We start from the raw sequence: 20,809 nt of genomic DNA, 5'->3' as shown, positions 1-20,809 counted from the left end.
GCGATCGTCAAGGAAGTGGTCCGGGGCTGGCTTGTGCCGAGAGCCCCGCTCTGAGCAGCGAAAACGCCCTCCCGATGGGAGGGCGAGGGATGGCCGCCCCCGGCCGGACTCGAACCTGCGGCCGAACGCTTGGAAGATGCGGGCAAGCCGTAGCGAGCCGGTCCGGTGGCGCCCTGCTGCCACCGTGCCAGTCTGCCGAGAGTCGCTGCCGTCCGCCGTCGTTGCCGTCAGCGTTGCCGTCACTGCCGTCGGCGGCGATGTCGTGTGAGCACCGCTTTGGAGGTCGTTCTCTTTCCGAACCTCGTGTGCGCTTTTTGCTGGTCAGGCGGCGTCCCGGTCGGTCGTGGAGGCCGACGGGACCAGCACGGCCGGAAGGAGTCCGAGCGTGTCGGTGAGCAGGTGCCGTTCGCGTTCGTTGATCTTCTTCCCGGCGTCGTGTCCCCGTGAGGCGAGGGTGACGGTGGCGTCCGCCTTCACCGACTGCGAGTCCATCACGCCCGCACCCGGCTCCTCCTCACGGCCCTCGGCCCGGCGGACGGCCGCGCGTAGCCGGTCGTGCGGTTCGGCCACCAGGCCGGCGTCCCGCCAGCGGGCGAAGAAGTCATACACCCTGGGCCAGGGCGGGAAGTCCGCCGGCATCGCCCGCCACTTGATGCCATTGGGCTTTCGGTTCTACGACCTTCGTCACACCGGACACACCCTGTCGACGCGCTCCGGCGCGACGCTCAAGGACACGACGGTCCGCGCCGGCGAAACCCGCCCGGTCCTGGCCGTGATCCCCGTCGACACCAACGGCAACATCCACATCCACAACGCGAACGGATCCCTCAACGTCGTCGCCGACCTCGAGGGCTACATCGGCTGACCGCGAACCCGCCCCTGCGCGCGACCAAGGGGGGTGGCTCAGAAGAGATCCCCGAGCCACGTCGGTCCGGGAGCTCGCGAAGCTTCAACACCACCCCCCTCTCCAAAATTACTGAGCCCTCTTGGTATGGGTGATCTCTGCGATGGCGCCATGGATTCCACGCGTGAACGTCAGAGGGGCGTCATGGAGCCGTTTTACGGGCCCCACGACGGCCTCCACCCAAACTCGCTCAGCGGCTCGCCGAGTGCCTTGGCTACGGGCGGACCTTCGCCAAAGCGAGCTGTACGAGACGCAACGCCACCTGAACCGCCGCGTCATTGCGCAGCGGGCAATTGACGACGTACTGGTGCCCCGCGCGAACGTTGCGGAAGCTGATGGCCGGGTCGCCGACGTCGGCCACATCCTCCCTCGTCAAGCGCAGGGTGAGACCGCCGTTAGTCGCCTTCACATAGGCAACAGCTCCGAACCGACGGACGCCGGCATCTCGAACCATGACGTAATCGGTGCGACCGTCACGGGTTCGCTCAGACTCGCCCGGACCGATTTCTACGTTGCCGAGTGCGACAGCACCGCGCAGAAAATCCAGCACACGCGTGGCGATCTCCGTGCTGCGGGCACGGCCGCTCACCAGCTCGGCGATCTGGGCCCAGTCCAGCGCTCCGCCCGCACTCTCACCGGACGGGTCGGGGTCAATGTCCCCCGGTGCCCCCGCGTCCGGGTCCTCCTCGCCCTGTGTGAGCCGCAAGAACTCGGCAATCTCCTGCGGCGTCCCGTCGATCAGTCGCATGACCCCTCCTTGTTGCGCACGCTCCCCGCGTGCCGACACCTCAAGCTACTCACACACACTCACGCATTCAACTGGCTACTCACGCATGAGTTGTTCAAAGTATGCGTGAGAACATCAGATCCTGCCGGAATGTCTAGAGCTGGGCCGTGTCACGGGCGTTGGCGCCACCGGGCGGTCTGAGGCACCCCGCCTCGGAGCGGGAGTTCCTCGCCTGGGTAGCCGGCCGGTGCACCGGATCAGACCAGGTCGGCGGATAGGCAGGGACGGCTCATCGATGGAGTGTTGCCCTACGTTGGCGAGTGATCGTTTGGCGCCGGCGCCGAGCCAGACCGGCCCGGATCCATCCGGCCGCATCCCGGCCGCGCTGGCCCCAGGGCGTGACCTCGCGGAATGGCTGACCGCCACGCCGGCAGGAGGCGGAAGCACTGCTGGAGAGCCGACCCGCACCGTAGACCAGCTGCCCCACCGCCCTGCCCCGGGCCGTGCCGACGGAGAAGCTGGACCTGATGGGGCTGGCGGCGTACGGGCCGCGGAACGCGGTGGACAAGGTGCTGAAGGGCGCACGGATGCATACGTGACTGAATCTCCACAGCGAATGCGCAACTGCGGCACGGGTGCATTCGGTTGGTGCGGAGTTGTCCTGGTCGGAACTGCCGCGGCAATAGCTGTCGGTTTCCTATGCGGGGCTACATGTAGAGAAGCTGCCCTCAATTCGTGTGCATGCGTGCATGGATGAGTAGTCGACTGTTTCAACTGCCCTGCTGGGAGCAGTCACCGACTGGATGCCGGGCACGCTCCGTGATTTGATCCTTCGCGCCGCCGGGATCGCGCCAAGGTGTTCGGAAACGGATGGCGCGGACCTGCGGTCGCGGCCCATCGGCTATCCCCAGCCTGGCCGCTCCCCCTTGTGGAACATCCATACGAAGGGCAGTTTCATCATGAACTCCGCTCCCCAGGTTCAGACCCTTGAAATCTCTGACGCCGAACTCGACACCGTTTCCGGCGGCCTGAGCCCGCAGGTCGGCATCGCCGCCGGCCCCACGGCGATCAGCAGCTCGGACCTCGTGGCTCAGCTCGGCGCGGTCAAGGACGGGGTCCTGGACACCGTCGGCCAGTACCACCAGGTCGGCGTCACCGTCTCCTTCTGATCGTCAGATCGCGGGACTTCCTCATCGCGGGATCGCCGATACCGGCAGCTTGACCGCCGATCGGCGTCCACGGCGACAAGCCCCCTACCTGCGGGTCTTCGCTGGTAGGGGGCTTGATCATTAGGGGTTGCTGCTTCTTGTCCCGGGTCTTGTCGGGGATCTTGGTGACCTGCGCTTTCCCTGCTCAGCAGGGGGTAGGCCCTTGCGCCTGGCGATCGCCCTTGAGCGGCTTGGAGTGACACCTGAGAACCCCTCGGGCGGCCCACATGCCTGAACTCAGGACACGCAGAGGGCATGCCTACCTGGCATCTAGGGCTTGCTCCCGGCCTGACCTGCGGCGGAGGGACGCGAGCACGCGGTAGACGGTCGATTGGTTCCCCGCTGTTCCCCGTGGTTCCCCGCACGATCTGGCACGCGTCTGGCACGCGTCATTCGTCGTCGCGGCTCTCCAAGACCAGCCCTACGGAGCCTTGTTCGAGCCCGTTGTTCTCCTCCAGGTGGAGGTGAGCGCCGTCCGGCGTGCCGTCCTGAGCGAGAGTGAGGAGGTGGCCGGCCAGAGTCTTGAACCCGGCAGCGTTTGCCGCAATGACGATCTCGCCACCCAGGTTGCGGACCTCGATGCGTGCGCCTTCGTCCGACGTGAGAACTCCGGTGATTCCATCGGTCGCCGCACTCACGCGAGTGTTCATCGACGGGCAGCGCCAGCTTCAGGGGCCATACCCCAAGCAGCGCGTACCCCGGGCCGGCCGCGACGCCGAGACATGAGTGATGACCTCTTCGTCCCGAACCATGGGCGGGACGGTCGTCGAAGTCTGCTCGGCAGATCACGTGGGTGTTTGGAAACATTGACGGTCGGCTGCGGTCGTGGTGGTTGCTGTACGGCCCTGCTGTACAGCGGTCGGGGCCCGAGGCACTCTCTCCTGCCATACCGCTGGGCGCTGCTGTAATTCAGCAGCCGTTGAGTGCCGTCCCTGGACATCGTCGGCCGCATGCCTGACGAGTGCTTCGGACACCCACGGCCGGCCGCGATCCACGACCCGCTCGACCTCGATCACAGCGACCCGAGTGCGCGCCTGCCATAAAGGGTGCCCGGCTTCTGGGCGGCATCCAGTGGGACCTGCGGAAACTTGCGCAGGCGTGCCGTACAACCCTGGAGGGGCTCCAGGGGTCTTGTGGGCATCCTGTCTTCCTAGTGGGGGTTGCATCACTGTGCGTGTGCGCAGCATTTCGACCGTAACAGCGCTCGCGGTCACTCTCGGTTCTGTCGCCCTGATCGGGTCGGCGGCGGGCTCTGCTGTCGCCGACAGCAGTGCCGCGCTGCCCATCACGTCCAGCGGTGACATCATCGTGGACGGCGTTCACCAGCGGGTCTTCATCAGCGACCCGTCGGGAGGCAAGGTCGTCGCCACCGACTACAACGGCACCGTCATCGGGACGATCACCTCGCTGCCGCAGGCTGACGGCCTGGAGCTCTCCGCCGACTCGGCAACGGTCTACGTCGCCGTGCCGGGAGCCGATGAGATCGTGGCCATCGACACGGCGACGCTCACCGAGGCCGGGCGGTACGCGACGGGTGACGGCACAGATCCGCAGCACCTGGCGCTCGCCGGCGGCAAACTCTGGTTCGGCTACGGCAGCGTCGGCCACGGCAACATCGGGTCTCTCGACCTGTCCGGCGGGCAGCCGCAGGTTTCCCTCGCCCAGGAGGCCGAGGGGACGTGGAAGGACGCTCCCCTGCTGGAGTCGGCACCCGGCGCTCCCGACACCCTGGCGGCCGGCTCGCGCCAGTACTACTTCACTCTCGGCATCTACGACGTGTCGTCCGGCACGGCCGACCGGACCGCGTTCCTCGGCGGGCAGGACGCCGCCATCGGCAACACCGCGGAGGACCTGGCGCTCACCCCGGACGGCACAGAACTCGTGGTGGCCACCACGGCAGGCGACTTCCAGCAGGTCTTCCGGACCTCGGACCTGTCGCAGACCATCAGGTATCCGAGCGGCTACTCGGCACAACGGTCGGTGGATGTCGCGCCGGACGGCCTCGTCGCGGTGGGCACGGACATCTACGCCAACTTCACCCCTCAGGTGTCCGTCTACGAGCCGGGCGGCACGGCCCCGAGGCGGACCGCCAATTTCACCGACGAACAGGGTGGAGTCTCCCAGGAGACCCTGCTCGACCACGGCGACCTCGCCTTCGCACCCGACAGCAGCCGGCTCTTCGCGGTCACACACGGTCTCTCCAACAAGTACAGCCTGCGCGTCGTCACCGACCCCGGCAAGGCGGTCACCACCGTCACGGTGAACGCCCCGGCGACCGCCGACCGAGCCAAGTCGCTGACCGTCTCCGGCAAGGTCACGAACACGCTCGGGCTGCCCGCGGGGACCACCGTCGCGGTGACCCGGACGGACCAGGAGTCCCCGAACGGCAAGGCGCTCCCTGCCGCGACGGTGAAAGCGGACGGGACCTTCTCCTTCACCGACATCCCGCCCGCGGGCGGCAAGGTCACCTACAAGGTCTCCTATGCCGGTGGCGCCGATCGCACGGCTGCCTCCGCCTCCGACATGGTCGAGGTCTCCCGGAACGCGACGACCCTGACCGTGAACAAGAACGGCGCCGTCTACGACTACGCCAGTAACGTGACGTTCACCGCCCACCTCGGCACGACGTACAAGAACCGGACGCTCTCGCTCTACGCGGACACCGCGGGCGACGGCAAGGGCAAGTACCTGGTCAAGACCGGCACGGTCAACAGCGCGGGCAACCTGTCGGTCACCTTGCCGCTGAAGCGCGACACCACGGTGAGCGCGTCCTTCTCCGGCGACGCGCGGACCGCCCCGAAGACGGCCACGAGCCGGGTGGGCGCGAAGGTCAAGGTGTCGCTGAGCCTGAGCCGCTACTACAAGACGGCCAAGGTCAACGGGTACACCAAGTACTACTTCCGGAAGAAGACCAACCCGCTTCTCACGACCACGATGACGGCCTACCCCGGCCGCTCGCAGAAGCTGGAGTTCCAGATCTACTCCGCCGGCGCCTGGCGGTCGGCGGGGTACGAGTACTTCAAGCTCGACTCCAAGGGCAAGTCGGTGGTGGAACTGCGTGGCACGCACCAGACCGGCTACTCGATGCGCGTGCGGTCGTCCTACATCAACAACTCCTCGAACGACACCGTGAACTCGACCACGCACGGCTCCTGGAAGTACTTCACCTTCACCAGCTGAGGTCGCCCCCCAGGCCCGGCGCATCCGATGACGCGCCGGGCCTGGGGATACGTCTTCCTCAGGAGGCGCGATCGAGCCGAGTGTCACGCTCAAGGACACGATGGCGCGCGCCGGCTACTCCTCGGAGCGGGCCGCGCTGAATCCTCGGTTCAAGGTCGGCTCGTCTCCTCAGCCCCGATGGGCAGCGGCGCCAACACGCTTTCCAACTGTGGTGGTGGTCCCTAGGGCTTCGAACGGGGCCGTTCACCCGCGTTCAAGGACGGCCGGTCGGTAGAGCGGCTACCGGCTTCGGTCCCGTCTGAACGGCCGTGAACGGCACTGAATGAGACGGAAACTGAGACGGAAGCGCCCCCAGCTTCATGGCCTGAGACGGTTCTGCTGAGGGTCGAAGCACACCAGCCCCATCGAGTTTGCGAGTCCCGCTGCGTAGGTGGAGGCCTCCTCAGCCATGCTCCAGCGCATCGGGAAGTAGATGAGCGGGCCGCATGCCTCGCCGATCAACGGCCCCGTCGACCAGGGGGAGGTGTCCTCTTCGTCCTCGGTCAGGTCACACCACCGTTCCAGAAGGGCGGCAACGTAAGCCGCGATGCGCTCGGCCGGCGGATGCTCCACATCCGTGTCGACGTAGCGCTCATAGAGGTCTGTGAACGCTCGCGCGGCTGCCTTGTCGTCCGCAGGGCGCTCGCCTTCCCACACAGCCAAGTCGTAGCTCAGGTCCGGAGGCGCTCACGCTGTACTGACCTGACGGTGTGATGCGTCCGGCTCCGATCACCTTCGAGACGACGGCGGACGCGGACGACTGGCTTGCCGAGAGACAGACGGAGATCCGCTGGGGCGAGTGGCGCGATCCCGAGGCGGGTGCCGTGAGCTTCCGGGCCTACGCCGACAAGTGGGTCGAGGAACGGGAGCTCGCGCCCCTCACCCGCGACCTCTACCACTACCTCCTCGACAAGCACCTGTTCGCCTTCGCCGAGTCGGACTTGGACGAGATCACAGCTCCGCGCGTGCGTGAGTGGCGGGCCGATCGGCTGCGGACTGCCAACGCCAAGACGATGACGGCCAAGGCGTACCGGCTCCTCAAGGCCATCATGGAGACGGCCGTGGACGACGAGTTGGTCACTCGCAATCCGTGCCGGATCAAGGGTGTCGGTAAGGAGAAGGCTGCTGAGCGGCGCATCGCCACCGTCGCCCAGGTTGACGCACTCGCCAACGCCGTGGGGATGCGCTGGCGGCTCATGGTCTACCTCGGTGCGTACGGTCCGATGCGGCCGGAAGAGCTGGCCGGCCTCCGCCGCCGGGATGTCGACCTCGACAACCTGCGCGTCCGGGTGCGCCTCGCCGAGCCGGAGCGGATGAACGGGCGGCGCGTACAGGGCGACACCAAGTCCGAGGCCGGCACCCGGACTGTGATTCTTCCCGCGTTCCTCCGCCGGGAGCTCCGCTGGCATCTGGAAGCTACGCCGAGCAGGGGCCGGATGGGCTGCTCTTCGTGGGCGAGAAGGGTGCTCCCTTCCGGCGCAGCACCTTCGGGCGGAGGTGGCGGAAGGCGTGGGAGATCGTCGGCATGCCCGAGGGCTTCCGGTTCTACGATCTCCGACACACGGGACACACGCTGTCCACTCGCTCCGGCGCCACGCTCAAGGACACCATGGTCCGGGCCGGACAGTCCTCCGAGAAGGCAGCACTGATCTACCAGCACTCCGACAACGAGCGGCAAGAGGAGGTCGCCGCCGGGCTGGACGCCACGGTCCGCAAGGCGCGGGCCGCTGCCGCGCAGAGAGCCCCCGACAGGCCTTCTGGCACGAATCTGGCACGCGACAACTGATCATCATGGACAGCAAAAAGGCCCGGGTCTCTGACCTGGGCCTTCTCCATGGAGCGGGTGACGAGAATCGAACTCGCGCTCTCAGCTTGGGAAGCGGCGGCGCTTGGTCGGGCTCCGTGGTGCTGACCTGCGTAGACACCTTTCCTGTGCGGTAGCCGCGAAGCGCTGATCACGCCCCTGTCGACCGTGGTTCTCCGCCCTTACGGGCACGGATCGGGCACGGCTTCGACGCAGACGACTCGGCAGCGCCTTCACGTCCTCGGCGGACGCGGCAGGCGTGGCGCCCGGTAGAGCGCGTACAGACACCGTTGCGTACGCGGACGGACGATGAGGGCGGACCCGCCGCGGAACTCACTGGTCGAGATCCTCGCACTCCGTCACCGGCGCGCCGATGTCCGAGATAATATCCCGTGCCTGCCGCCTCATCAGGTCAGCGGCAGCGCCGTCGACCTTCCGGTGGGCGCGGGCCAGTGCCATGAGGGTGCGGGCCTCGCCGGGGCGGTGGCCGGTCTCGCGATGGATGGTCAGGGCCTCCCGGCCCAACTCGACTGCTGTGGTGATTGTTTCCCCGAACGCCGCTATGTTGCACAAGGCGGTCAACGCCTGGCCCTCGACCACGCGGAAGGAGTGGGCGCGTGCCAGGGCCAGGGCCTGCTCGGCGTGGGCGCGGGCCTCGTGGTCACGGCCCATCTCCTCAAGGGTGAGGGAGAGGCCAACGAGGCCGTCTGCCTCAGGGCGTCTGTATCTCGACTCGCGGGCCAGGGCGAGCGCCTTCGTGCCGAGCCGAATCGATCGGTCGAAATGCGCCAGTTCTCGGTGGGCAGTGGCCACCGTGGTGAGAATGCTGGCCTGAATCCAGACCCGTCCTTTGTCCTTGGCCATGGCAAAGGCGCGCTCGGCCTGTTCCAGCGCCTCGTCGTGTCGGCCGAGTGTGATATTGATCTTGGCAACGGTGTCGAGCACCGTTGCGCGGGCGTTATGGTTCCCGTCTCGCTCGCCGGCGGTCACCTTGGGCATGAGGACGTCAAGGCCGTCGGTCAGACGGCCGAGCTCCCAGTACACCCAGCCCAGATTCTGCACAGCGAGGCTGTCGTCCCACCAGCTGATCTGTTTGTTCGCGATGATGGCCCGTTCGAGCTGCTCGGCAGCCTCGTGCAGTCGGCCCAAATCCCGGCTGGTCAGACCGATGACAACCAACCCCAACGCTTCAAGGTGGAGGTTTCCGGCTTCACGGGCGATCCGCATACCGGCGGTGACGTGCTCGTAAGCACTGTCGAGACGCGCCATGTTCCATTCCGCCTGGCCCCTGCCGCCGAGAGCCGCTGCCTCGCCCGTCGCCCAACGGAGCTCCCGGCTGATGTCCAGTGCGCGGGAGTGATGCTCCAGCGCTCGACTGGGATCCCCCCGGTCCGACTGGATCAGTCCCAGGCTGATGTGCACGGCTGCCTGGCCGAACAGGTCGCCTTCGACCGTGGCTGCCTCGAGCGCCGCCTGCGCGGTGGCCTGCCACGCTGTCCGCGGCAGCTGAAACCAGAAGTAGCCGAACAGCGCGTTGACCATGTGCCATGCGACGGGGCGGGGACCGTGGCGGGCGACATGGTGGATGAAGGCGAGCAGGTTGGCCCGTTCCGCCTCCAGCCACTGTGAGGCTCCCGTGGAGGCCGGCAGACCCGGTTGACCACCGCGGCCGAGCTCGCTTGGCAGACTGGGGAAGAGCCAGGTTCCCCCGAGAGCGCGCGAGGCGTGCAGGTACCAGATCAGGAGCCGTTCCAGCGCGACGTCGCGATCCGCCGCCGTCTCCTCCGCCTGCGCGCACCCCTGCGCGTACTCACGAATGAGATCGTGGAACCGGTACCGGCCCACGGTCGTGGGCTCGATCAAGTGGGCGGCGGCCAATACGCTGAGCAGGCGTCGGGCCTGCTGCGGCGATGTGTCCAGGAGCGCCGCCGCGGCATCGGAGGTGAACTCCGCCCCGGGGAACAGGCCGAGCAGGCGGAAGAGTCGGCGCGCCTCCGATGCCAGGACCCGGTACGACACGGAAAAGGCCGTACGCAAAGGGGATGTGGCGTCACCGTCCGGTTCCAGGGCCGCCAGCCGACTGCCTTCGGTCATCTCTGCGACCAGGTCGGCCAGGCGCAAACCCGGATCCCCCGCCAGCCGGGCGGCGGCCACCCGCAGCGCCAGGGGCAGGCTGCCGCACAGCCGGATCAGCTCGCCCACCGCGTGCTCGTCGACGGCGACCCGCTCCATACCGAGGGTCCGGGTCAGCAGTGCGCGGGCCTCGTCCGGCTGGAGGAGGTCCAGCGGCAGGGCGTGGGCGCCGTTGTGGGCCACGAGATCGCCGAGCCGGTTGCGGCTGGTGACGAGGACGCAGCAGGTCGGGGTGGATGGGAGCAACGGGCGGACCTGATCGGCGGAGGCCGCGTTGTCCAGCAGGACCAGCATGCGCCGGTCGGCCAGCAGGGTCCGGAACACGCGGCCCTGGGCCTCGTGGTGCGCGGGGATCTCCGCCGCCGCGAGCCCCAGGCTGCGCAGCAGCAGTTCAAGGGCCTCGCCGGGTTCGAGGGGTTGCCGGTCGTGGTCGAAACCGTGCAGGTTGACGTAGAGCTGGCCGTCCGGGAAGCGGTCGCGGACCTGGTGTGCCCAGTGCACGGCCAGCGCGGTCTTGCCGATCCCGGCGGCGCCGCCGATGGCGGAGATGACCACGGTGTTCGCCGTACCCGGCTCCTGCTCGTGCGGAAGCAGGCCGTTCAGCCGGGCGAGTTCGCTGCTACGTCCGACGAAGCCCTGGGTGCCATGGGGAAGTTCGGCGGGCACGGCGCCCTCGCGTGGCCCGGAATGCGCCTGCGGGCGAAGGAGGAAGGCGTCGTCCTGGCGTAGCACCGCTGCGTGCACCCGGCGCAGTTCCTCACCTGGATCGGCTCCGAGCTCGTCACGCAGCCGTACGCGCATGTCCTCAAAGGCATTCAGCGCTTCCGCCTGACGGCCGCAGCCGTACAAGGCCCGTATGCGCAGGGCCGTCAGCGACTCGTCGTAGCGGTCGGCCGCCGAAGACGCCGACAGCCCGCTCAGGTCGTCGAGGGCATCGCCGAACCGGCCCAGCAGCACAAGGCACTTGAGCCGCTCCAGCCGGAGCGTCCGCCGGCGCTCCTGCCACCGCTGCCGCTCCTCCTGCGCGAACGGTCCCGGCAGCCCGGCCAGCGGCTCACCCCGGAACAGGCCGATGGCCGCTGAGAGTTGGTCCGAGGCGGAGGCCAGGTCGCCCGACGCGACAGTGCGCAACGCCTCGTCGCCCCGTTCGTCCAGATCCGCCGTATCGAGCCTGACCTCCTCGACGACGAAGCGGTACCAGCCCTTGCCACTGCGGATCACCGACTCCGCGGGCGGAGTACCTTCCGGATCGAGCACCCTGCGCAGCGAGTTGACATGAGTGGGCAGCACCTTGTGGCCGCCCGCGGGCGGCTCCTCGCCCCACACCGCGTCGAGCAGCCGCGCATGACTCACCACGGCCCCTTGGCGCAGCAGCAGCGCGGCCAGCACAGCCTGCCGCTTGACCGGCCCCAGCTCCAGCGGCGTCCCGCCCCGCCATGCCCGTAACGGCCCCAGCACCTCGAACCGCAGCAGCCGAGGAGATCCGTCGTCCACCCCGAAGCCTCCGCTTCCCTACGTCATCGAAATTTCATCAGAATTGCAGCACCCCCAGCCATGGTCATGGAGACGACATCGCACAACCCGCACAACCGAAGGGGGTCCGCGTGACCGAAGTGAAGTTGGTGGCGACCGCGTTGGCGACGGGGGCGGCGGCCGGACTCACCGACACCTCACGAGGAGTCGTCCAGGACCTCCACACCGTGCTGAGAGAGGCGGTCCGCCGGCGGTTGTCCGGTGGCTGCGACGGCGTGCGGGGCGGATACGGCGTACGGGTGTTGCACGCGTACGAGACGGATCCCGACGTGTGGCGGACCCGGCTGCTCCAGGTCCTGGCCTCCGGACCGGAGATGGACCACGAGGTTCTCGGGGCGGCCCGCGCAGTGCTCCGCGCAGACCGCCGGACAGGGCACGTCATCGTGAACGTGGTCGGCTCATGATGCGCTGGACGACACTTCCGGCCGCGCCGCCGGCTGCGGGTGTCGCCATGGCCGTTGGATACCCCGGGCGAACACCCGTGATCAGACACCAGGACCCCGGAACCGAGCGAAACGGAGGGGGCAGCAGGCCGAGAGTGCTCTCCTTGGGAGGAGGGCTGTTGTTTCGGAGAGACCATCCTTGGCGACCGTGCCTGAGCGCGGAGCGGCGTGGATGCACGTGACGGTGCCCAACGGGGCCGAGGAATGGCCGACGCGCAGTCTGCTGAGGAGGCTGTCTTCCCCGGCGCGGAAGGAACTGCTCGACCTGGGGACCGAGGTTCGGTTCGACGCGGATGCCGTGCTGCTGCGGCAGGGGATGAACGACAGGCACGTACTCGTGCTGTTGTCCGGTCTCACGAAGGTCACGGCGGTCGTGGAGAACGGTGAGACCTCGCTCCTCGCTGTCCGGGCCGGCGGTGACACGGTGGGTGAGATGGCTGCCATCGACAGGCGCGCCCTGCGCTCGGCCACGGTCACTGCCTGCGGTCCACTGACCGCGCGAGTGTTGCATGACGGCGCGCTGCGAGCACTGCTGACGCGCCGCCCCGAGGTCTCCATGGCCCTGACTGTGGTTCTCGCCGACCGGTTGCGCTGGGCCAACCGCAGACGGCTGGACTTTCGGGGGTACCCGGCGAAGTTGCGCTTGGCCCGTGTGCTGGTGGAACTCGCCGCGTCCTACGGAACTCCCCAGCGCGACGGGGTGGTGATCGACATCCGGCTGACGCAGCCGGAGCTGGCGACGCTGATCGGCGCCGCGGAGACGACGGTCCACAAGGTACTGCGCGAACTACGGGAAGAGGGCTTGTTGAAGACGGGCTACTGTGCCTCCGTCATCAGGGACCTGCCCCGGCTCCGGCAGCTCGCGGACCTGGCGGGCGAATGGCAGCAGCCGAACAGATGTCAGACCAGTACCGGCTGCAGAGCCACGCTCAGCCCCGCGCTCACGCCCATGACGGCCGTACACACCACCGCCCCCGTCAGCCAGCGGTACTTGAGAACGGCGACATGGGCGAGGAACCGCACGGTGTGCGACAACTCCCTTCGATCCGCGGTCTCGTCCGCGTGCGCGTCCTCGGCAGGCAGGATGTCCGGGCCCGACTCCAGGTGGACGAAGCTGTACCGGTTGGTGGCCTGATCCCGCAGCAGCCGCGGGCTCAACACCGCTGCCAGACTCACCGCCCCACCGATCAGGCCGCAGACGAACAGGGCCAACAGCGTTCCCGCAAACACCCCGGCTGCACCTCCCTGTTCACCGACGAGCACGACCCCACGACTCCATGCCGCTGCCGTGCCGGCCAGCCCGGCCTGCACCGCTGCCAGGATGCCGGCCTTCGCGTCCGCGTGCTGGTGGGTCGTCTGCAGCGCGGTGAACATGTACTGCGCGGGGCGGCTGTCGGCTGCCCGGACGCTGGGTGTCATGGACGTCTCCTCCGTCGGCGAGGGGTGCTGTGTCCAGTAACGGGTGACCGCCCTGGCCGAACCAGTCACTTCTGCGGGTTCTGGGTCCCAGCGAGCGGTGACAACTCTCGGAATCTCGTATTTCCACAGGGTTCACACCGAGGCGCGGATATACGACTTGATCGCCGGCACCCGTGATCCGGGGGAGCGGGTGCCGGTCTGACGTGAGCAACTCCAATGATTGCAGGGGATTTGAGTCACACAACATGCCCCCTGAAGTACGTGTACCGAGAGGTGTCATGGCAGAGAACAGTGAGGAAGCCCCGGGCGCCATGGGGGTGTTCGGCCGCAGGCTGCTGCTGGCGGTCGACGCGAAGGGATACGGCGGCGCCGACGCAGTGACGCAGGGCGAGTTCCAGGAGGCGATCACGCGGCTGCTGCACGAGGCGGCCGAGGCAGCCCGGTTGGACCGCTCGCGATGGATGACGCAGGAGGGTGGGGACTCGCTGTTCGTGGTCCTGCCCGAGGGGGCCTCCGAGCCCACCCTGGTCGACGCCTTCATGCGCATCCTGGACTTCGGTCTGCGGACCTTCAACCGCAACCGGGAGCCGCACGCACGGCTCAGGCTCAGGGCAGCCGTTCACTTCGGCCCGGCCTCGCCGGGCGCCAACGGTTTCATCGGCCCGGCTCCGGTCGAGCTCGGCCGCATCCTCGACTCCGCGGTCCTGCGCGCCGCACTCGCTCGGGCCCCGGGCGCCTGTCTGGCCGTCGGGGTGTCGGAGCCTGTCTTCCGTGACGTCGTGAAGGAGGAGGCGTACACCAGCGTCCGGGCGGATGAGTTCCGGCATGTGCGGGTGAAGGAGAAGGAGTACGAGGGCTCGGCCTGGATCTGGGTGCCGGGTGCCGATGTACGACGACTGGACCTGGGGCCGGAGGCAGACCCGAATCCGGGCAAGGCCGAGCCGGGTGATGCGCCGCCCGGCGGTCGTCGCGGGGGCGACGGGGAGAGGCCCGCCGGCGAGGAAGCGGCTCGGGGGGACCGCTACTCGGCGGACGCGGTGTCCGGAGGTGTGGTCGTTCAGGGGCCGGGTGCCAGCGCGAACGTCAACAACAACGGCGGCTGGCGATGACAGGGAATCCGGCGAACTCCGAGACCCTCCGGTACTACTACGAGGCGCACGCATCGAACGGTGGTGTGGTCGTCCAGGGACCGGGCGCGACAGCCACGGTCAACAACATCTACGGCTCACGTCTCCCCACCATCGAGGAGTTCCCCGCTCCCGCTGCCCCCGACGCCACGAAGCTGATGGCGCAGCCCAGCCGCCTGCTGGACGCACGCAGCCAGATTGTGCCCTTCGTCGGCCGGGAAGCCGAGTTGGAGCGGCTTCGGCAGTGGCGGGACGCCAGGGATGAGGACTTGTCGGTCCTGCTCCTGCACGCCCCCGGCGGACAGGGCAAGACCCGGCTCGCCGCGGAGTTCGCCGGGCAGACCCGGAGTGGGCGGGGACAGCAGCGATGGCACGTCCTGCAAGCGGGGCTCCAAGGCGTCTTCCCCGGTCCGTCCCTCCCGCCCAGTGGAATAGCCCCGCCCGATGACGCGGTCGGAGTACTTCTGGTCGTCGACTACGCGGACCGATGGGCGCACAGCGAGCTGGAACACCTGCTGTCCTACGCCGTTCTCCACGAGCAACGCCCCACCCGTGTTCTGCTGATCGGCCGGACCGTCCGCTGGTTCGCGGCTCTCCGGGCCGAACTGGCCGACCGTCGTGCCGCCGCTGTCGACCTACGGCTCCCTTCGCTGGCCGCGGACAGGCTTCAGATGTTCACCGCCGCCCGCGACCGCTACGCCGGGGCCGACCTGTACGACCTGTCGGACGCAGCGGGCGTCCAGCCGACCAGCTCCCTCGACCACCGTGACTTCGGCCTGCCCCTGAACCTGCACATGGCTGCCCTGGTCGCCGTCGATGCCCGCAAACGGGGCGCGCCCGCGCCTCTGTCCGAGCCGCACCAGCTGTCGGCGTACCTCCTCGACCGCGAACGCCTGGCATGGCAGAAGCTCGTCGACGCCGGACGGCACGGGCAGGACTACCGGACCAAGCAGTCCGTCATGGCCAAGACCGTGTTCACGGCGGTGCTCACGGGAGCGGTAAGCCATGACCTGGGGATGCAGGCCCTGGAGAGACTGCGGCTGCCCGAACCGCTCAACGTCCTGGACGATCACCGGCTCTGCTACCCGCCCGTCGACCGTGCACTGGTTCTGGAGCCTCTCTATCCCGACCGGCTCGCCGAGGACTTCCTCGGCCTGCTCACTCCTGGGCACGACATCAGCTCCTACGAACCGGACCCCTGGGCGAGCGGTGCCCCTGCGACTCTGACGGCCGAGTTCGCCAAGGTGTCCGTGGAAGAGGATGTCCGGGAGGTGATCGCCCCGCGTGCGGTGACCTTCCTGGCGTCGGCCGCCGGCCGCTGGGCGCATATCGGCAAGGACGTCCTGTACCCACTGCTGCGTCGCGATCCCGGCCTCGCGATCGCCGCAGGCAGCCCTGCCCTGACCGCGCTCGCCGCCCTCGGCGACACGAGCGCCCCGGACGACGGATCCATCGCCCCCGAGCTGCTGGCCGTACTGGAGGCCGTCGAGTCCCACTTGCCCGAGGGCCGCGACGTCAACCTGGACATCGGCATCCTCGCGGTCATGGAAGTCCTGATCGCCCATCGTCTGTCCACCACGGAGGACCCCGGCGAGCGGGCCTGGCTGTACGGCACCCTGGCGTGGCGCCGTGCCAACGCGGGGCGCAGGGAGGAGGCGGTCACCGCCACCGAGGAGGCCGTACGCCTGTACCGGCAGCTTGTGGACGACGCCCCGGACCGTCCCGATCATCCCCAACGCCTCGGCCACCTCGGCCGCTTGGCGACCTCCCTGGCCAACCTCGGCGACCGGCTCTCCGACGTGGGCCGCCCGGAGGAGGCGCTCTTCCTCACCGAGGAGTCCGTGGCGATCAGCCGGCGCCTGGCCGAAGCCGACCCCGCCGCCCATGGGAGCAGGCTGGTGATGTCTCTGACCAGCTTGGGCAACCGGCTGTCGGAGCATGGCCGCCGGGAAGAGGCGTTGGCCGCCCTCCAGGAGGCCGCCGGTATGGACCGGCAACTGGCAGCCGACGACGCTGCGGCCCAACGGACCGATGTCACGGGGGCGTTGACCACCCTCAGCGGGCAACTGACCGATGCGGGCCATTTGGAGGAGGGCCTGGCCGCCGCGCAGGAGGCCGTCGACCTGTCCCGGCAACTGGCCGAGACGAACCCTGCTGCCGAGTCCCACCACTTGGCCGCGACGCTGAACAACCTCGGGCGCGCCTTGCTCGGCGTGGGCCGTGCTGAAGATGGCCTGGAGGCCATTCAGGAGGCCACCGACCTGTTCCGGAAACTCGCCGCCGCGAACCCCACGGCCTATCAGCCCGACCTGGCGAACGCGCTGATCAACCTCGGCACCTTCCTGTCGGCTGTGGGCCGAGAGGAAGAGACCCTGGCTCCGGTCGAGGAAGCCGTCGCCATCCAGCGGCAGTTGGCCGAGACCAACTTCGCAGCCCATCACCTCGGTCTCGCCTGGTCGCTCGAAAACCTGGGCCGCCGCCTGTCGCTCCTCGGGCGCGAGGAACAGGCCCATGCGGTCCTACGCGAAGCCGCCGACCTGTACCGTCAGCTCGTCGTGGCCCACCCCGCCTTCGATCTCCCCGAGAGTGCGGAAGAACTGATCCGGATAGCCATCCCTCCGCCAGGACATCAGGAGAAGGCCCTGGCAGCCACGCGTGAGGCTGACGACCTGTACCGGCAGTTGGCCGAGGCCGGACCTGACGCCGACCTCCCCCGCCTCGCCACGTCGCTGGCCCACGTCGGCAGGACCCTTGCCGAGTTGGGGTTCATTGAGGAATCCATCACCGCGTTCGAGCGGGCCGCCACCGTTCGTCTCGAGACCGGCGATGGCGACGGCGCGGCGAACCTCCTCAATGAGTTCGGTCATTACCTGGAGAGGATGGAGCGGTTCGAGGAGGCGGTCACGGTGTTCGAGCGTGCTGCCGCTCTTTATCGCGAGAACGGCGACCGCACTATGGAAGCCGGAGCGTTCGCCAACCTCAGCTCCGCCTTCGCCCGGCTCGGAAGGGCCGACGAGGCCGCTGAGGCCGCGGGACGGGCCGCGACCGTCTACCGGGAAACAGGTGAGCGGCGCCTTGAGGCCGTGGCCTTGACCAACCAGGGCAACGCGCTGATGACGGCGAAGCGGTACGAGGAGACCATCATCGTCAGCCGACGAGCCAGTGCGCTCCTGGAGGAAAGCGGCACCCGCCTCATTCTGAATGGGATGGAGGCGGCACCGCTTTACAATCTCGGCAACGCCCTGTTGCGGCTGGGTCGCTTCGAGGAGTCCGTCGATCCCACTCGCCAGGCCGCCGCCACCTATCACGAGAAGGGCAACCACGGCAAAGAGGCTGACTCACTGACCAACCTGGGCGACGCCCTGCGGCACATGAACCAGTACGAGGAGGCCGCCACCGCCTACGAGCAGGCCGCCGCCCTCCTGCCCGACACCGGCCGCCCCGCAGTGAAGGGCCACGTACTCGCCAATCGTGGCTTCATGTTGATGCATCTGCGGCGCTTCGAGGAATCCGTCACCGTCACCCAGCAGGCCGCAGCCCTCCTACGCGAGGCCGGCGACCACGAGAAGGCGGCCATGGCACTCATCAACTTGAGCGGTGCCTGTGCGGAGGCGGGACGGTTCGCGGAGGCCGCCACCGCGTCCGGGAAGGCCGCCGCCGTCTTCCGCGCGACGGGCAACCACAGCGGCGAAGCCCACGCTCTGACCAACCGGGCCGAAGCTCTGGCGAAGGCGCATCGGTACGAGGAGGCCATCACCGCCCGTGAGCAGGCCGCCGCCCTCTACCGCGCGGCGGGCAACCGCTCGCGTGAAGGCGTGACGCTGCACAGCCTGGGTACCCACCTCTTCGATGTGAGACGGTACGAGGAGGCCGTCGCCGCCTACGAACAGGAACTCGTCATCCTCCGGGAGACCGGCGAACGCCACACCGAGGACAAGGCGCTTCTCGGCATCGCCCTCGCCCTCCTGCACATGGACCGGTACGAGCAGGCGGTCACCTTCTGCGAGCAGGCCGCCGATCTCTGCCGCGAGACAGGCGATCGTGGTGGCGAGGGGGCGGCGCTTGCGGGCCTCGGAGCCGCGCTGGCGGGCCTGGGACGCGTCGAGGAGTCCATCACCGCCCGCCGACAGGCCGCCGCGGCGTACCGCGACGCTGGCCACCTCGATGGCGAAGCCGAGGTGTCGGGCGTACTCGGCGGCGACCTCGGCCGGGCGGGCCGGTACGCGGAGTCCATCGTCGTCAGCAGGCGCGCCGCCGAGATCTACCGACGGCTCGGTGACGGCAGCAAGGAGGCCGAGGCCCTGGAATTCCTCGGGCAAGGTCTGCAGAGCGACAAGCAGCACGAGGAGGCCGTCACCGTCTGCGAGCGGGGCGTGGCCCTCTACCGCGAACACGGCAACCGGGCCGGCGAAGCCGAGGTACTGCGTCACCTGGCCGACGCCCTGGCCTCGGTGGGGCGCAACGCGGAGTCCGTCGGTGCTTACCAGCGGGCCATCACCCACTACGTGGAGTCGGGTGACGAGCGCCTCGAAGCCGTGGCCCGTTACTCCCTCGGCGAGGTACTTCTGGACGAGGAGCGGTACGAGGAGGCCGTCGCCACCTACCAGCGAACCGCCGACATCATGCGGAAGATCGGCTTCCTCTCCCAAGAAGGCTCCGCGCTCCTCAACCTCTGCCGCGCACTTCTGGGACTGGACCGGCTCGAGGAAGCCATCAGCGCCTACAGCCGGGCCGTCACCGTCCACAGCGGAGTCGGCGACGGCGACGGCACGGGCAGGAGCAGCTTCCACCTCGGCAACACGCTCATGAAAGTGGGCCGGTACGGGCAGGCCGTCACCGCCTACCAGCGGGCCGTCGCGGCATTTCGAGAAACCGGCGCCGAGAGTTCCCAGCGCGCGGCATTGCACAGCCTCAGCAAGGCGCTGCTGAAGGCGGGCCGGTACGAGCGGGGCGCCACCGTCGGTATGCAGGCCGCTGCCCTTTATGGCAGAGCACAGGGACACGACCGCGAGGGGCACATGCTGATCGAGCTCAACGGCGACCTCCTGGACGCAGGGCGGTCCCAGGAGTCCGTCGCTGTGTGCCGACGGCTTCTCGCGGTCAAGCAGGAAGCCGGAGACCGGCTTTGGGAAACCTGGGCAGTCCTCCTGCTGGGCGGCACCTTGGTGGATGTGCGGCAGTACCAGGAAGCCGTCCTCGTCAACCGACGGGCCGTCGCCGCCTGCCGCGCAGTAGGCAACGCCGAGGCCCTGGGCTTGGCCCTGAGCCAGCTGGAGAAGGCCGAACGCGGTCTGAAATGGGGCGACCACCAGCTGCACTGACGCAGCGCCGGCTGGCGCAGTCCTCCCAATCGCGCTCCCAGCCGGGAGTGCTCGCCAGGAACAGCACGACAGCGAGCGCGTTGGCTACCAGGACGTCCTGGTAGCGGTTCAGGACCAGGGCGGGGAGGTCGGTGCGGGACATCACCGGCTGCCGGATGCCATCGGGCGCCGGCCCGGGGCGGCGGAGGGCGGTACGGCGTCGCTCGGGTACGGCGAGACGGTGAAGGTGGGCGGTGACTTCCACGTCGAGGCAGAGGACGCGGACGAGGGCGTCGAGAACCTGCGCGGCCCTGACTCCGACGCCATCCACTTCGAGCACCGTCCCCTACGACCCCTGGTCCGACTACGGTCAGTCAAAGACCGCGAACGTACGGTTCGCTGTCGAGGTGTCCCGGCCCCAGGACAGGGACTGTCGGCCAACTCCTGCCACGCCGGGGGCGTCCGCAGCGAGATCCACCGCCACTTCGAGGAGAGCATGGCGGACAACCCGGAGGTCGGAGCAGGTCTCGACTCCTTCCCCTGGCGCACCGCCGGACACTACGTGAACGACGCCGGTGAGCGCCATGAAATCGTAGGTCAGCGGCACGCCTCGGTATCGGGAGCGGTGAGTGCAGGGCACCCGCCAAGCACCCGCGCCTTCCGCGTGCCCGATCTTCATGCCCTTGGCGGGTCCGCAACCAGCGGAGGATCCGGGCAACGCGTAAGCCCCAGGCCACTGACCTGGGGCTTCGAGAAGAGCGGGTGACGAGAATCGAACTCGCGCTCTCAGCTTGGGAAGCTGATGTTCTACCATTAAACTACACCCGCGTAAGACTCCGACCGAGTCGGTGTCCGAACGCCCGCTCACTGTACCCCATGACGGACCCCCGGCGCCGAGACCGTGGGGTCCGTGCGTGTTTCACGGGGTGGGATCCGGCTGCGCCGGGCGGGAGTTGGGGCGTACGGTGGAGGTGTGGGAGAGGGGCCCGGCA

At 68.6% G+C, this 20,809-nt stretch carries 11 protein-coding genes, 1 tRNA gene and 4 pseudogenes; 9 read left to right on the top strand and 7 right to left on the bottom strand.

Going from position 1 to position 20,809, the window contains the following annotated elements; all coding sequences use genetic code 11:
• Positions 1 to 330 precede the first annotated feature (330 nt).
• Positions 331 to 648: pseudogene (locus tag KVT45_RS35135) on the bottom strand (IS5/IS1182 family transposase); the annotation flags it as partial.
• Between the two features lie 4 nt (positions 649 to 652).
• Between KVT45_RS35135 and KVT45_RS35130 the strand changes: the two are divergent.
• Complete coding sequence (locus tag KVT45_RS35130; protein ID WP_217553249.1) at positions 653 to 865, top strand: hypothetical protein; 213 nt, start codon at positions 653 to 655, stop codon at positions 863 to 865.
• Positions 866 to 1,118: 253 nt separating this feature from the next.
• Here KVT45_RS35130 and KVT45_RS56715 read toward each other — a convergent pair whose 3' ends face one another.
• Positions 1,119 to 1,652, bottom strand: coding sequence for a hypothetical protein (locus tag KVT45_RS56715; RefSeq protein ID WP_254647792.1), 534 nt, complete (start codon positions 1,650 to 1,652; stop codon positions 1,119 to 1,121).
• 476 nt (positions 1,653 to 2,128) lie between these two features.
• On the opposite strand from KVT45_RS56715, the pseudogene KVT45_RS35120 reads away from it, so the two are divergent.
• Both KVT45_RS35120 and KVT45_RS35115 read left to right on the top strand, forming a co-directional pair.
• Positions 2,129 to 2,230 (top strand): annotated as a pseudogene (locus tag KVT45_RS35120) (DUF2000 family protein); the annotation flags it as partial.
• A gap of 360 nt (positions 2,231 to 2,590) precedes the next feature.
• Entirely contained in the window at positions 2,591 to 2,800 is a 210-nt protein-coding gene (locus tag KVT45_RS35115; protein WP_217553197.1) for a hypothetical protein, read from the top strand.
• Positions 2,801 to 3,228: 428 nt separating this feature from the next.
• Here KVT45_RS35115 and KVT45_RS35110 read toward each other — a convergent pair whose 3' ends face one another.
• Positions 3,229 to 3,477 (bottom strand): hypothetical protein, encoded by a 249-nt coding sequence (locus KVT45_RS35110; protein WP_308310955.1) that lies wholly within the window; start codon positions 3,475 to 3,477, stop codon positions 3,229 to 3,231.
• A gap of 538 nt (positions 3,478 to 4,015) precedes the next feature.
• Here KVT45_RS35110 and KVT45_RS35105 point away from each other — a divergent pair.
• Positions 4,016 to 6,019: an Ig-like domain repeat protein gene (locus KVT45_RS35105; RefSeq protein ID WP_308310954.1), complete on the top strand. Its 2,004-nt coding sequence runs from the start codon at positions 4,016 to 4,018 to the stop codon at positions 6,017 to 6,019.
• A 357-nt stretch (positions 6,020 to 6,376) separates the two neighbouring features.
• Here KVT45_RS35105 and KVT45_RS35100 read toward each other — a convergent pair whose 3' ends face one another.
• The gene (locus KVT45_RS35100) at positions 6,377 to 6,733 is read right to left on the bottom strand and encodes a hypothetical protein (RefSeq protein WP_217553241.1); all 357 of its coding nucleotides are present in this window, start codon (positions 6,731 to 6,733) and stop codon (positions 6,377 to 6,379) included.
• Positions 6,734 to 6,759: 26 nt separating this feature from the next.
• On the opposite strand from KVT45_RS35100, the pseudogene KVT45_RS35095 reads away from it, so the two are divergent.
• Positions 6,760 to 7,844: pseudogene (locus KVT45_RS35095) on the top strand (tyrosine-type recombinase/integrase); the annotation flags it as partial.
• 351 nt (positions 7,845 to 8,195) lie between these two features.
• On the opposite strand, the gene KVT45_RS35090 reads toward KVT45_RS35095, so the two are convergent.
• On the bottom strand, positions 8,196 to 11,384 hold the full coding sequence (locus KVT45_RS35090) for a BTAD domain-containing putative transcriptional regulator (protein WP_308310953.1): 3,189 nt from the start codon (positions 11,382 to 11,384) through the stop codon (positions 8,196 to 8,198).
• A 215-nt stretch (positions 11,385 to 11,599) separates the two neighbouring features.
• On the opposite strand from KVT45_RS35090, the gene KVT45_RS35085 reads away from it, so the two are divergent.
• Positions 11,600 to 11,932 (top strand): hypothetical protein, encoded by a 333-nt coding sequence (locus KVT45_RS35085; protein ID WP_217553195.1) that lies wholly within the window; start codon positions 11,600 to 11,602, stop codon positions 11,930 to 11,932.
• A gap of 211 nt (positions 11,933 to 12,143) precedes the next feature.
• A pseudogene (locus KVT45_RS35080) lies at positions 12,144 to 12,821 on the top strand (Crp/Fnr family transcriptional regulator); the annotation flags it as partial.
• Positions 12,822 to 12,871: 50 nt separating this feature from the next.
• On the opposite strand, the gene KVT45_RS35075 reads toward KVT45_RS35080, so the two are convergent.
• Positions 12,872 to 13,390 (bottom strand): hypothetical protein, encoded by a 519-nt coding sequence (locus KVT45_RS35075; protein ID WP_217553194.1) that lies wholly within the window; start codon positions 13,388 to 13,390, stop codon positions 12,872 to 12,874.
• A 278-nt stretch (positions 13,391 to 13,668) separates the two neighbouring features.
• Here KVT45_RS35075 and KVT45_RS35070 point away from each other — a divergent pair, with 278 nt between their 5' ends.
• Positions 13,669 to 14,499, top strand: a complete 831-nt coding sequence (locus tag KVT45_RS35070) for a hypothetical protein (protein WP_217553193.1) — start codon at positions 13,669 to 13,671, stop codon at positions 14,497 to 14,499.
• Positions 14,496 to 19,838, top strand: coding sequence for a tetratricopeptide repeat protein (locus KVT45_RS35065; RefSeq protein ID WP_217553192.1), 5,343 nt, complete (start codon positions 14,496 to 14,498; stop codon positions 19,836 to 19,838). Before KVT45_RS35070 ends, KVT45_RS35065 begins: the two co-directional genes overlap by 4 nt.
• 736 nt (positions 19,839 to 20,574) lie before the next feature.
• On the opposite strand, the gene KVT45_RS35060 is transcribed toward KVT45_RS35065, so the two are convergent.
• Positions 20,575 to 20,645: transfer RNA gene (locus tag KVT45_RS35060), tRNA-Gly, on the bottom strand.
• Positions 20,646 to 20,809 lie beyond the last annotated feature (164 nt).

The organism is Streptomyces sp. GbtcB6 (assembly GCF_019091475.1).
Classification (GTDB): domain Bacteria; phylum Actinomycetota; class Actinomycetes; order Streptomycetales; family Streptomycetaceae; genus Streptomyces; species Streptomyces hyaluromycini.
The sequence above is the reverse complement of the archived record's forward strand: the minus strand, read 5'-3'. Positions and strand labels throughout refer to the sequence as shown.